13 protein-coding genes and 1 pseudogene are annotated in these 11,685 nt (G+C 62.8%); 6 read left to right on the top strand and 8 right to left on the bottom strand.

The genetic code is table 11. From position 1 onward, the window contains the following. Positions 1-2 precede the first annotated feature (2 nt). The 3 genes from BHMPCIPO_RS06145 to BHMPCIPO_RS06135 are packed head-to-tail and all read right to left on the bottom strand — an operon-like array spanning position 3 to position 3,156. Complete coding sequence (locus tag BHMPCIPO_RS06145) at positions 3-380, bottom strand: Na+/H+ antiporter subunit C (protein ID WP_173515941.1); 378 nt, start codon at positions 378-380, stop codon at positions 3-5. Next, positions 380-799 carry a Na(+)/H(+) antiporter subunit B gene (locus BHMPCIPO_RS06140; protein WP_173515940.1) on the bottom strand — a complete coding sequence of 140 codons (420 nt, stop codon included), beginning with the start codon at positions 797-799 and terminating at the stop codon, positions 380-382. The genes BHMPCIPO_RS06145 and BHMPCIPO_RS06140 overlap by 1 nt, the downstream gene beginning before the upstream one ends. Continuing rightward, on the bottom strand, positions 796-3,156 hold the full coding sequence (locus BHMPCIPO_RS06135) for a putative monovalent cation/H+ antiporter subunit A (RefSeq protein ID WP_173515939.1): 2,361 nt from the start codon (positions 3,154-3,156) through the stop codon (positions 796-798). Before BHMPCIPO_RS06135 ends, BHMPCIPO_RS06140 begins: the two co-directional genes overlap by 4 nt. Before the next feature lie 459 nt (positions 3,157-3,615). Between BHMPCIPO_RS06135 and BHMPCIPO_RS06130 the strand changes: the two genes are divergently transcribed. The 3 genes and pseudogenes from BHMPCIPO_RS06130 (at position 3,616) to BHMPCIPO_RS06120 (ending at position 6,337) form a co-directional block, all read left to right on the top strand. After that, the gene (locus BHMPCIPO_RS06130) at positions 3,616-5,208 is read left to right on the top strand and encodes an EAL domain-containing protein (protein ID WP_173515938.1); all 1,593 of its coding nucleotides are present in this window, start codon (positions 3,616-3,618) and stop codon (positions 5,206-5,208) included. Between the two features lie 86 nt (positions 5,209-5,294). Then, positions 5,295-5,702 (top strand): annotated as a pseudogene (gene msrB, locus BHMPCIPO_RS06125) (peptide-methionine (R)-S-oxide reductase MsrB). Between the two features lie 110 nt (positions 5,703-5,812). Next, positions 5,813-6,337, top strand: coding sequence for a hypothetical protein (locus BHMPCIPO_RS06120; RefSeq protein ID WP_173515937.1), 525 nt, complete (start codon positions 5,813-5,815; stop codon positions 6,335-6,337). Positions 6,338-6,344: 7 nt separating this feature from the next. Here BHMPCIPO_RS06120 and trhA read toward each other — a convergent pair whose 3' ends face one another. Continuing rightward, on the bottom strand, positions 6,345-7,001 hold the full coding sequence (gene trhA / locus BHMPCIPO_RS06115) for a PAQR family membrane homeostasis protein TrhA (RefSeq protein ID WP_173515936.1): 657 nt from the start codon (positions 6,999-7,001) through the stop codon (positions 6,345-6,347). Between the two features lie 247 nt (positions 7,002-7,248). Between trhA and BHMPCIPO_RS06110 the strand changes: the two genes are divergently transcribed. Next, the gene (locus BHMPCIPO_RS06110; protein ID WP_173515935.1) at positions 7,249-7,704 is read left to right on the top strand and encodes a GNAT family N-acetyltransferase; all 456 of its coding nucleotides are present in this window, start codon (positions 7,249-7,251) and stop codon (positions 7,702-7,704) included. A gap of 44 nt (positions 7,705-7,748) precedes the next feature. Here BHMPCIPO_RS06110 and BHMPCIPO_RS06105 read toward each other — a convergent pair whose 3' ends face one another. Next, positions 7,749-8,093, bottom strand: coding sequence for a TraR/DksA family transcriptional regulator (locus BHMPCIPO_RS06105; protein WP_173515934.1), 345 nt, complete (start codon positions 8,091-8,093; stop codon positions 7,749-7,751). A gap of 62 nt (positions 8,094-8,155) precedes the next feature. Next, complete coding sequence (locus BHMPCIPO_RS06100; protein WP_173515933.1) at positions 8,156-8,578, bottom strand: universal stress protein; 423 nt, start codon at positions 8,576-8,578, stop codon at positions 8,156-8,158. 337 nt (positions 8,579-8,915) lie between these two features. Between BHMPCIPO_RS06100 and BHMPCIPO_RS06095 the strand changes: the two genes are divergently transcribed. After that, positions 8,916-9,746, top strand: a complete 831-nt coding sequence (locus BHMPCIPO_RS06095; RefSeq protein WP_246304386.1) for a VOC family protein — start codon at positions 8,916-8,918, stop codon at positions 9,744-9,746. A gap of 129 nt (positions 9,747-9,875) precedes the next feature. On the opposite strand, the gene BHMPCIPO_RS06090 is transcribed toward BHMPCIPO_RS06095, so the two are convergent. Continuing rightward, the gene (locus tag BHMPCIPO_RS06090; RefSeq protein WP_173515931.1) at positions 9,876-10,148 is read right to left on the bottom strand and encodes a DUF2798 domain-containing protein; all 273 of its coding nucleotides are present in this window, start codon (positions 10,146-10,148) and stop codon (positions 9,876-9,878) included. A gap of 148 nt (positions 10,149-10,296) precedes the next feature. Between BHMPCIPO_RS06090 and BHMPCIPO_RS06085 the strand changes: the two genes are divergently transcribed. Next, positions 10,297-11,217, top strand: a complete 921-nt coding sequence (locus BHMPCIPO_RS06085) for a LysR family transcriptional regulator (protein WP_173515930.1) — start codon at positions 10,297-10,299, stop codon at positions 11,215-11,217. Positions 11,218-11,220: 3 nt separating this feature from the next. Here BHMPCIPO_RS06085 and BHMPCIPO_RS06080 read toward each other — a convergent pair whose 3' ends face one another. After that, complete coding sequence (locus BHMPCIPO_RS06080) at positions 11,221-11,628, bottom strand: winged helix-turn-helix transcriptional regulator (protein ID WP_173515929.1); 408 nt, start codon at positions 11,626-11,628, stop codon at positions 11,221-11,223. Between the last annotated feature and the right edge of the window lie 57 nt (positions 11,629-11,685).

Here is an 11,685-nt window from a genome sequence, read left to right as displayed (position 1 = left end):
GGTCAGTATCCAAGCGGCGGAGCCGGCTCGTCCTTCGGCTCGGCTACGCGCATCTCGTCGGTATTGTCGGTTTGCAGTTCCTCGTAGGCGCGCCAGGCCAGAACCAGCAGGAAAGCGAAGAAGGAGAAGGAGATGACGATTGCCGTCAGGATCAGCGCCTGCGGGAGAGCGTTTGCGGCCGGTCCCGTGAGCGTATCCTGGTGGCCGGGAATAACCGGCGGCACGCCGCGCGTCAGCCGCCCGCCGGTGAAGATCAACAGGTTGACCGCGTTGCCGAGGATGGCGACGCCAAGCAAGACGCGGATGATGGACTTCGACAGCAGCAGATAGACCGCCACCGTGAAGAAGATGCCGACGAGCAACGCAAACCAGGCTTCCATCACTCGCCTCCCCGCTCTTCGAGCGAAAGCGCAACCGAGCTGATCGCGCCAACGACGACGAGATAGACGCCGCAATCGAACAGCATCACGGTCGACAGCGGGATCTCCACACCGAGAACCGAGGGATAGATCCAGAGACCGGTCATGAACGGGACGCGTGCGGCAATCGAGATCAGTCCAGCGACCGCCGATGCGAAGAGCCCCGCGCCGGCGATTGCCATCGGATGGAAATAGATCGCGCGGCGCACGGTCTCGACCCCGCAGGCGATGCCGTAGATCGCCAGCGCCGATACTGCGATCAACCCGCCGATGAAACCGCCACCGGGTTCGTTATGGCCGCGCAGCAGCACGAAGATCGAAAACAGCACCATCAGGCTGGCGAGAAACGGGGCGACGGCCCGGAAGATCACCGACTTCATGCGCGCTCCTCCGCATCCGGATCGTTGTCGGCGATACGGCGAAGCGAACCGGCCCTCAAGCGGACCAGCGACAGGATGGCAAGACCGGTGACCATCAGCACGGCGATCTCGCCCAGCGTGTCCGTGCCGCGGAAATCGACGATGATGACGTTCACCACATTGGCCCCGTGCGCGATCGACTTCGAATAGAGATTGAAGAATTCGGTCAGCGTGGCGTCGAAGGGAACACCCGTCGCCTTCAGCAACATCAAGCTGAAGCCGACGCCGCAGGCGAGCGCGATGGCGAAATCCGGGACCTTCTGTGCGAGCGGCCGATGGTCGGACGGCGAGAGCCTGAGCCTTGTCATCACCAGCGCCAGAACGACGACCGACAGCGTCTCGATCATGAACTGCGTGAAGGCGAGGTCCGGCGCGCCATAGAGCAGGAAGATGACGGCCACGGCAAAGCCCTGGATGCCGAGCGAGACGATCGCCGTCAGCCGATCGGGCGCGAGTACGACGGCAAGGAGACCGATGACCGCGATTGCCATAATCGCGAGCTCGTGCAGCGGTACGTCGGGTGCGAAGAACGGCGCGCGCGGCAGTTCGCCATAGATGAGCGGAACGAGCAGCAGGACGAAGGCAACCAGGATGAAGGTCACCGTCATGTAAACGTCGAGCCTGCCGGATTGCAGCCGGCGCGTCAGCGCCCCGGAAAAACGAACGAGCCCGCGAATGAACTGGTCGAAACCACGGTCCGGCCCCCAGCCGATATCGGCAAGGATCGTGGCGATGAAGTCACGCAGGCGATCGAGCTTGAGGTAGAAGACGATCCCGATCAACGCGGTCGCGATCGACATGGCCAACGGCATCCCGACGTGCGGAACGACCGATATCGCGACCGCACGCGGTTCGCCTGATATCGCCGATGCCATCGGCGTCGAAACGAGTTCATGGGTCAGCCCCGAGAGCAAGGCCGTCGAAAGCCCCTTGGCGGCGAGCAGCGCCGGCCCGAGCCAGAGCAGCACCGGCGCCTCGTGCGCTGCCTTCGGCGTCTCGACCTTCGCACCGACGAATGGCTTGAGGGCTACGGCGAAGGCCACCGCAAACATCAGCGCATTGCCGAAGATCGCGAGCGCAGCAAAGACCATCGAGCGGCGGTCGAAGCCGGAGAGTGCGTAATAGATTTCCTCCTTGGCGATGAAGCCAAAGAAGGGGAACAGCCCGCCCATCGAGAATGCCGCGGCAAGCGCAATGACGAAGGTGAGAGGCATGGCCGAGCGCAAGCCCCCGAGCCTGGTCACGTCGCGCGCGCCGGTCTCATGGTCGATGATGCCGGCGACCATGAAAAGCGCGCCCTTGAACAGGGAGTGTGCGACGAGATAGAGCGCCGCCGCCTCGATCGCATGCGGGGCGCCGAGACCGGTCAGCATGACGAGCAGGCCGAGCGACGCCATCGTCGTATAGGCGAGCATCAGCTTCAGGTCGGTCTGACGGCAGGCAAGGGCTGCACCGATGACGAGCGTAGCACCGCCAAAGAGCGGCAGCAGGATCTGCCATTCAGGCGTACCGCCGAAAACGGGATTGAGCCGCATCAGCAGATAGACGCCAGCCTTCACCATGGTCGCCGAATGCAGATAGGCCGAGACGGGTGTCGGTGCTTCCATCGCGTTCGGCAGCCAGAAATGGAAGGGGAACTGCGCCGACTTCGTAAAGGCGCCGCCGAGAACGAGAAGAAGTGCCGCCAGGTAGAACGGGCTTTCGCGCATCTCCGTGCCAAAGGCCATGAGCAGCGAAAGCTGGGTGACGCCGCTGACGTTCCAGATGATCAGAAGTCCTGCGAGCAGGACGAGCCCGCCTCCTCCGGTCACGACCAGCGCCTGAAGCGCCGCACGCCGGGCCGCTTCGCGCGAATGGTCGAAGCCGATCAGCAGGAACGACGTGATCGAGGTCAGTTCCCAGAAGACGAAGAGCATCAGAAAGCTGTCGGACACGACGAGGCCGAGCATCGACCCCATGAACATCAGGATGAACGAGAAGAACCGCCCCTGCTGCGGATGGCCTTTCAGGTAACCGCCGGAATAGAGCACGATCAGCGTGCCGATGCCGGCGATCAACAGGGCGAAGGTCAGCGACAGACCGTCGATCAGCCAGGAAAAGCTGACATTGAACGACGGGATCCAGGCATAGCCGCCGGTGACCACCTCGCCTTTGGCCACTTCCGGCCAGAAGCGGGTGAAATGCAGGACAATGGCCGCGGGGAAGAGTGCCAGAACCCAGGCCGCCTTGTGCCCGAGCAGGCGCGTGAGCAGCGGCGCGACCAAAGCCCCCACGAAAGGGAGTGCGAGGGCCAGAAATGTCAGGGCCGCAACATCCATCGTCCTGGCCTGCTCCTTTATATTTTCACCATGCAATCAATCGAAGACCCGACATAAAAGAAGGGTTATGGCGCCTCAAGCCTTATCCAGATAAAAACGACGTTATGGGCCGTAAAGTCGCTTCGGAGATCGGATGCAGCAGTCCAAGCACTATCAGATTCGTTCGTTTCATGCGGCGGCCACCGACTACAATTAAAATGCTGTTAGCATAATATTCACTTGTCGTCGCAGCAGGATCGAACGCCCTGGAATCGGGACAATAAGACGTGGTAGTTGTACGTAAAGGCTTCTTCAATTCAAAATAATACGAAGCCTGGATCGCCGGGCCGGCGGAAACCGACGGCTGCTCGCAACGTCTGCCTTCGACGATATCTGCCAACCCGCAGGCTCGCTCATCGACCGTCTTTCTGCCGCAAGCAGCATGAACTGAAGAACACAACGATCACGGGCGAGGCCTGCTTGGAACGATCTCGCATAGTCGTCATCGCCAGTATCCTGGCTGCACTCGGCGCGATCCTGCCGATGCTGGCGACCTATTATCTTTCCTGGTCGATCGCGGTGCGCAGCGAGCAGATGCGGCTTTCGCGCCTTGCCGACTACGCCATCATGCGCGCCGATGCGGCGCTCGAGGAGGCCTCCCGGGCGCTGAAGGTCGCCGACCGGTTCGACATGCCGCCGTGCATGTCGACGCACATCGCAGCGCTGCGCTCGCTCGTCGTCAACACGACCTCCATCGAAGATATCGGCTACTTCGAGAACGGGCTGCTGAGGTGCACGTCGTGGGGCTACCCGCCGCGCCGTCTCACCCGCTCTCCGTCCGCCGATTTTTTCGCGAGCAACGGCGTCGAAGTCATCCCGCGGATGTATCCGACGATCAGTACCGGCACCCCCATGACGGCGTTTCGATATCGCTCCTACACCGTGCTGACCAATCCGGCTCGATTCGTCGACGTGATTGCGGAGCCCGGCACCCGGCTTGCGGTGGCCACGAAAAACGGTGTGCTGATCAGCACTCTGAACAATCCGAACGCGTCGCTTACAGCGCGGCTCGCCGATCTTCCCAAAACCGGCAGTGACGGCGACGACCTGTTCGCAACCTCACGGGGCGCAAACTGGATTGCCGTTGCCAGCGCCCCCGGTATCTCCATTCTCAACGACATGGACCGGGAGCGGCTGCTGCTCCTGCCGGTCGGCGCCCTGGTCGCAGCACTCATGGTCGGTCTCGTCGTCTGGACGTCGCGGCGCCGCCTTTCGCCGCTCGGAGAGCTCTCGATCGCCGTCCAGCGGCGCGAGTTCATCGTCCACTATCAGCCGCTGATCGAACTAAAGACCGGCATCTGCGTCGGCGCGGAAGCGCTCGTGCGCTGGCGGCGGCCCGATGGGCAAATGGTCCGCCCCGATCTCTTCATCCCGTTGGCGGAGGAGAATGGCCTGATCGAAGAAATCACCGACCAAGTCATCCATGCCATGGTCGCCGAGCTGAGAACGATACTCCTTGCGGATCGCTCGCTGCACATTGCCGTCAACCTCGCCGCCGATGACATCAAATCAGGGCGCATCCTACCGGTGATAGAGGCAGCACTGGAAAACACCGGCATAGTGACCCAGCAGATCTGGCTGGAAGCGACCGAGCGCGGCTTCATGGACGTGAAATCGGCTCGCGCGACGATCGAGGAAGCCCGCCGGCGCGGCCACTCGGTGGCGATTGACGACTTCGGCACCGGCTACTCGAGCCTGCAATATCTGCAGGAGCTTCCGCTCGATGCACTGAAGATCGACAAGTCCTTCATCGACACAATCGGAACGGATTCCGCCACCAGCTCGATCACGCCGCATATCATCGACATCGCCAAGTCGCTCGACCTTTACATCGTCGCCGAGGGCATCGAGCGGCAGGAGCAAGCCGATTATCTCATCGAGCGCGGCGTGCAGTACGGCCAGGGCTGGCTGTTCTCCAAGGCGTTGCCGGCAGCGGAATTCATCGCCTTCTACAACAACAGCAAACGCCGGCGCGGGGCCGGTCCGACGGTGATCCGCCGGGAGATCGCCTGACCTACGCCGCGTCGCCTCCGAGACACGTCAATTGCGCGCTTCCGGCAGCATTCCTATATAGTCGGCGCAACGACAGGAGATCTTTCATGACGACCGTAAAGACGCCCAAGGTGGTGAAGACCGATGCGGAATGGCGGGCCATGCTCTCGCCGGAACAATACCGCATCACCCGGCAGCAGGGTACCGAGCGTCCGTTCACCGGCCCTTTCCTCAACAACAAACGGACCGGCACCTATGAATGCGTCTGTTGCGGCCGGGCCCTCTTCCGCTCGGACACCAAGTTCGATTCCGGCTGTGGCTGGCCGAGCTATTTCGCAGCGATCGACGACTAGGCGATCCGGGAAATCGAGGACCGCTCGCACTTCATGGTGCGCACGGAGATCCGCTGTGCCGACTGTGACGCCCATCTCGGACACGTGTTCCCGGATGGCCCGCCGCCGACGGGACTTCGCTATTGCCTCAACGGCCATGCGATGACGTTTACCGAGGATTGACACCGACGCGCGGAAGGAGTGGCATGGGGTCTGGTGTTCCATCAGGAACAGGCCCTGAGCCGAGGCCGCGCTATCTAGACTATCTGTCAAGCAAGCGAGAGGAGGTCCGCATGCTGCGCATACTGACAGCACTCACTCTCCTGCTCTCGTCGGCCCTGGCAGCGACGGCCGCCGACGACTGGGTACCCTATGCCAATGCGCGTTTCGGTTACGTGCTCGACATACCGCCTGGCTTCGAGTTGCAGAGCCAGGGAGACAATGGCGACGGCGCCAGCTTCCATGCCAACGACAATGGCGCGACCCTTTCGGTCTTTGGCAGCACATTGCTGGATGGCGACTTCGAAACCGACGTCAACGACCGCATCGGCTACGAGCGCGAGGGCGACTGGCGCATCGCCTATTCGCGCGTGACGACCGCCTGGGCAAGCTTTTCGGGGGTCCGTGGCAAAGAGGTGTTTTATACGCGCGCCATCGCTCTCTGCGACGGCAGCGCCGCCTATTTCCGCCTGCAGTACCGCAAGAGCCGGCTCACCAGTTTCGACGGCGTGATCTCACGCATGGCGGAAGCGCTGAGGCCATCGGAAGGCTGTCAGCATCCGCCTGTCGCTGCCGTTGCGGGCGAAGCGCCAAACTGACCACGGTTCAGGATGCGGCGCTATAGCAGGTCAGCACGGCCGAATAATGCACGGCCGCACCGGTCACGACGAAGCCGTGCCAGATCGCGTTCTGGAAGCGCAGCTTTTCCCAAACATGGAAAATGACGCCGGCGGAATAGATGATTCCGCCGATCAGGATCAGCACCAGCGTCGTTGCCGTCAGCGTCGACAGGAGCGGCCCGGCGGCGAGCACGCCGCTCCAGCCCATGGCGAGATAAAGCAGGATCGCCAGCCGGTCGAACCGGCCGGGAAACAGACACTTGATCGCAACGCCGAGGGCGGCGATCGCCCAAATGCCGATCAGCATCACGAACAGGAACGGGTCGTCCACGCCGCGCTGCAGGAACGGCGTATAGGTTGCTGCGATCAGGATGAAGATGGAGGAATGGTCGACGCGGCGCAGGAACCATTTGGTGCGCGAAATCGGATAGAGGTTGTAGAGAAACGAAATCGAGAGGGTCGCAAGCAGCCCCGCCCCGTAGACGGCGGCGGCGGCAAGCTGGCCACTGGTGCTCCAGAGCGTCGCATAGAAAATCAACGCGGTGACACCGACCAGCGCGGCGGCAAGGCCGATGCCGTGCACGATGCCGTCGGCAATCAGTTCCGAGCGGTCATAGTTCCATTTGACGCCAGCAAATTCCACGCAGTCCCTCTCCCCGGGTCTCTGTCCCTCTTTCCTGCCGTGCGCCCCGTCGCTGTGGCGCCGCCATCGTCATCCTGCCACAGCCCCGAGCTGCCGCAAAGGTAGGGTGGCGTGGCGAAAGCATCAACTTTTGCAACGCATTACAACAATCGAATGACATGTTTGCGAAGTGCATGGGACCTTGTTTGCAGGCCCGGCCACGACCACATGGGGCGCGCAGGATGACGTGCCGATCGGGAGGAGGACGATGCCAATCTTACGCACCCCGCAGCCGCAACTGGCGGCCGCGCTCAGCGACCTCTGCCTGCGGTCGAAAGCCGTATGGGGATACGACGCCGCCTTCCTGGAGGCGTGTCGTCCGGCGTTGACGCTGACGGCCGAAGACTGGAAGGTTTCCGATCTGCAGATCGCCGTCGATGGTGAACGGATCCTCGGTCTGGCGCAGGTTCGCTCCCATGGCCAGATCGCCGAACTCGACAAGCTCTTCATCGAGCCGGACGCCCGCGCCGCCGGCATTGGCCGAAGCCTTTTCGACTGGTGTGTCGAGGCGGCGATCAACCGTGGCGCCACGGTCATGACGATCGACGCCGACCCGGGCGCTGCCGATTTCTATCGCCACATGGGCGCCGTCGATGACGCCGTCATCGCATCGACCGTCATCCCGGGACGCTTTCTGCCGAGACTGAAGCTGGAACTAAGATGACGATCGGAAGTTCGCCGCCGCTGGCGCGGCGATCGTTCGATGGATCATCTTGCACCGCGGGTAACTTCCGCCGCACATTCCTGACAGAGCGGCGCATGGGGCACGGCCTGCAGGCGCGCTGACGAAATCGGCAGGCCGCAGCGGACGCAGGTGCCGAAGGTGCCGGCGGCGATCCGGTCGAGGGCCGCATCGATCGCGCGGATCTCTTCCTGGCCGGCAAGACCGAGGCCCTCCAGAACCTCATCGTCTTCCCGCTCGGTCACGCGATCCGGTACATCGGCGTTCATGGGCTGATCGAGATCGTGCTCGATCTTGACCAGTCGCCCCTGCAGCTCCTCCTTGCGGTGAGTGAGGCGGCTGCGAAAATCGTCAAGCGCAAACTTGTCCATCTGAAGACTCCTCGGCGGTGGCGGCGCAAGATCGCGCCGCAGCCGCTCTTATTGTTGGCAGATTACCGGTCGACGAGTACGGCGCAGGGGCAATGGCTGACCACGCGGCTGGCGGTCGAGCCGATGAAGTAATCAATCAGACCCGGCCGGTGGGAGGCGATGATCACCAAATCGGCATTCTCTTCGCTCGCGAAGGCGTTGATGGTGCCAGCAGCGCCGCCGGTGCGAATTTCGACACGCCCGCTGATCCCGTGCTTGGTCTTCATGTCCTCGAGCGTCTTCTTTGCCTGCTTGCGGGACTCCTCGACCATCTCCAGCGGGAAATCGACGATCATGTAGCCCTGCGCATAGGCGTTCAGATCCTCAACGACATTGAGCAGAACAATCTCGCCCCCTTCGTCAATCAGCTTCTCGGCAATGCCCAGCACAGATTCACCGTGCTCGAGCTGGTCCATGGCAATCGGGACGATGATCTTCTTGTACATGCTGCACTCCTTCTGTTGCCCTCACGGATCGCCGCACCGGATGTGGCGGGCGAATCCCTCGTCTGGAGATTGCGCCCCGACCGCTTTCCCGGCTTTGATTGAAATCAAATCGAAAGCGCCGCGCTCGCGTGACCCTACTCAAATGGAGGTAGGGCGACGGCAACCACTGTCAACGCTCATCGAACACAACATCAAGCGACTGACGGGCTTCCGTGAACGGACGCGCCGGCCCATATTCCGGGCAACAGTTTCAACGCAACTGGGCCGGCAGACCGGCTGCAGTTCGACGCCCGAGGAGGCAGATTTGACAGCTATCCCGACCGACCACGCCATTGCCATGCCGGCGCATGTCGACTGCGCACACCTGGTCGTCCAGGATCTGCCCGTCGTTTCGGCCTGGTACCAGAAGATCATCGGTTTGAAGCCGATCGAAACGAGCAAGAGCGGCGAGACACTCGGCGTTGCCGGCCGTCCGCTCCTCAGCCTGACGACCGAAGGCAACGCCGCCAGGGCACCCCGCAATGCGCCGGGTCTCTTCCACAACGCCTTTCTCGTACCGAGCCGCGAAGAACTCGCTCGCTGGCTGGCCCACGCCGCGCACAACAACATCCGGCTGCAGGGCGCCTCCGACCACCTGGTCAGCGAAGCCATCTATCTCGCCGACCCCGAAGGCAACGGCATCGAGGTCTATCGTGACCGGCCACGCTCCGAGTGGAGCTTCAAGCCCGACGGCACCGTCGGCATGGACACGCTGCCGCTCAATCTGCAGGCACTCTACGATGAAGCGCCCAAGGGCGACTGGGACGGCATGGCCGATGGAACCGCCATCGGCCATATCCACCTGCAGGTCTCCGATATTCCTCAGGCCGATGCCTTCTTCCGCGACGTATTGGGTCTCGGGCTGATGGCCCGCTATCCGGGCGCCAGCTTCTTCGGCTCGGGCAAGTACCATCACCACGTCGCCGCCAATATCTGGAATTCGCGCGGCGCCCCGAAGCGCGAAGGCCACATGACCGGGCTTTCGGACTACACGATCCAGTACAAGGACCCGGCGGAACGCACGGCGGCGCTGGTCAAGCTCGATGCGCTGGAAATTCCGGTCAGCCGCGCCGGCGATGGCTACAGCCTCATCGACCCCTGGGGCATCGGCCTCAAGCTGGTCGCCTGACCTCTCTCCCGGACCGCAGACGAATGGAGTTTGCGGCAACGCGCCGGCCGCAGCCGCTTCGGGCGGCCGCTTCATCCGATCCGCGATACATAGGACTGCCCGTCCCGGCTTTCCGGGACGGTGCTTTGCTCAGCCGGGCAGGTGGCAGACGACGCCGACGAGCCTGGCAACCAGCGGCCGCACGAGCAGCACGCAGATGAAGGCGACGGGCATCGCCAAGCTGTAGGAATTGAGCACGCGGGCCGGATAGCCGGCATCAATCCCCGTATTGGCGCCGACGATGACGCAGCACATCAGAAACGCCATGATCGCCGACATGAAGAAGGCAAAGGCGACGGGCGCCGCCCGGGGCGGCAGCTTGCGGCGACGCGCGATCCGCGGAGCCGATAGGGTATCTTCCATCAGAAGCTCTCCCGAGATGACCGAGAGGACCATCCCCTCGCTTCGGAGCGCACTATACGGATAGCGGATTAGCGAAGTAGGCCATTGCAGCTTCCTTCAGAAATAGGCAAAACTATCGAATAGACGCAAGCATTCGATGGATGGGCTTATGGACACGTTGCGCGGAGTGGAGAGTTTCGTCAGAAGCGTCGAGGAAGGCAGCATCGCCGCGGCCGCGCGTAAGCTCGGGATCACCCCGGCCTCGGCAAGCCAGAACATCGCGCGCCTGGAGCGAACGCTCGGCAGCCGGCTTCTCAGCCGAACCACACGCCAGCTCGGTCTCACCGAGAGCGGCCGGCTCTATTACGAGCGGGTACGCGGCGTCGTTCATGAGCTGGAACTCGCCGCAGCGGCCGTCTCCGCGCTCAACGCCGAGCCGCGTGGCTCGCTTAAGATCGCCTCCTCCGTCGCCTTCGGTCGCCATGTGGTGTCGCCATTGGTGCCGTCCTTCGCTGCAAAGTATCCGGATGTTTCGATCGAACTCGTCGTCACCGACCGCGAGATCGACCATATCGGCGAAGGTATCGACATCAGCGTGCGTTTCGGCCTGCAATTGGAACCGGGCCTGATCGCGCGCAAACTTGCGTCAGTGCCGATGATGATCTGCGCGGCGCCGTCCTATCTGGAGCGACGTGGCCGTCCGCAACGGCCGGAAGACCTCATCCACCACGATTGCCTCGTCTATCGCTATGCCGGGCATGGGCGCATCTTTCGCTGGGCATTCACCCGCGACGGCCTGCGCTTCGAGCCGGAACTGAAAGCGACGATCGTCAGCAACGACATCGATACGCTGGCGGAAATGGCGATCGCCGGCGCCGGCATCGCGCGGCTCGGCGCCTTCATCGCAGCGCCGCTGATCGAGCGCGGTCAGCTCGTGCCGCTGTTCGGCGGCCTTCCACGCGAGGGGGTGGCCAACACCGACCACGAGCCCTTCGACTTCTATGCCTGCTTTGCCGACCGCCAGGCGGAAACCCCGAAGGTCCGGGCATTCATCGAGCACGCCGCGCAATCGCTGAAAGGGCGTTGGTAGCTTTCACGCGCCACCGGTAGCGGGTGCGGCACTTGGCGCCGCGGCTTCGGCAGGCAACTGTTCGGCCGCACGCCGCTGCTTCAGCCGGTAGCCGACCTCGACGATGGCGTGGATTGCTGGAATGAACTCCTGGCCGAGATCGCTGAGGCTGTATTCCACCGAGGGCGGCGACGTCGGGACAATCCGCCGGTCGATCGCCCCCTTCTCCTCGAGCTCCTTCAACCGTGTGCTCAGGACTTTTGCCGAAATGCCGGGAACGTCGATCCTGAGCTCGCTGAAGCGGCGCGGGCCTGCGCTCAAGGACCAGAGGATGTTCGGCGTCCAGGCGCCGCCGAGCAGCACCATGCACTCGCCCACCGGGCAACTGGGCGGCAGGGCCGGGGCCCGATTTTTCCGAATTTTCAAGCTCATCGACAAAATTTTCCAGTTACCGACGGGAAACCGGAAAAGGAGGTAACATAAGGTTAT

This window comes from Ensifer sesbaniae (assembly GCF_013283665.1).
GTDB lineage: Bacteria > Pseudomonadota > Alphaproteobacteria > Rhizobiales > Rhizobiaceae > Ensifer > Ensifer sesbaniae.
The sequence above is the reverse complement of the archived record's forward strand: the minus strand, read 5'-3'. Positions and strand labels throughout refer to the sequence as shown.

Coding starts and splice junctions, on each gene's coding strand:
- BHMPCIPO_RS06145 (WP_173515941.1), bottom strand. CDS start 380: ATGGAAGCCTGGTTTGCGTTGCTCGTCGGCATCTTCTTCACGGTGGCG.
- BHMPCIPO_RS06140 (WP_173515940.1), bottom strand. CDS start 799: ATGAAGTCGGTGATCTTCCGGGCCGTCGCCCCGTTTCTCGCCAGCCTG.
- BHMPCIPO_RS06135 (WP_173515939.1), bottom strand. CDS start 3,156: ATGGATGTTGCGGCCCTGACATTTCTGGCCCTCGCACTCCCTTTCGTG.
- BHMPCIPO_RS06120 (WP_173515937.1), top strand. CDS start 5,813: ATGCTGCGCATACTGACAGCACTCACTCTCCTGCTCTCGTCGGCCCTG.
- BHMPCIPO_RS06110 (WP_173515935.1), top strand. CDS start 7,249: ATGCCAATCTTACGCACCCCGCAGCCGCAACTGGCGGCCGCGCTCAGC.
- BHMPCIPO_RS06105 (WP_173515934.1), bottom strand. CDS start 8,093: ATGGACAAGTTTGCGCTTGACGATTTTCGCAGCCGCCTCACTCACCGC.
- BHMPCIPO_RS06100 (WP_173515933.1), bottom strand. CDS start 8,578: ATGTACAAGAAGATCATCGTCCCGATTGCCATGGACCAGCTCGAGCAC.
- BHMPCIPO_RS06095 (WP_246304386.1), top strand. CDS start 8,916: ATGCCGGCGCATGTCGACTGCGCACACCTGGTCGTCCAGGATCTGCCC.
- BHMPCIPO_RS06090 (WP_173515931.1), bottom strand. CDS start 10,148: ATGGAAGATACCCTATCGGCTCCGCGGATCGCGCGTCGCCGCAAGCTG.
- BHMPCIPO_RS06085 (WP_173515930.1), top strand. CDS start 10,297: ATGGACACGTTGCGCGGAGTGGAGAGTTTCGTCAGAAGCGTCGAGGAA.
- BHMPCIPO_RS06080 (WP_173515929.1), bottom strand. CDS start 11,628: ATGAGCTTGAAAATTCGGAAAAATCGGGCCCCGGCCCTGCCGCCCAGT.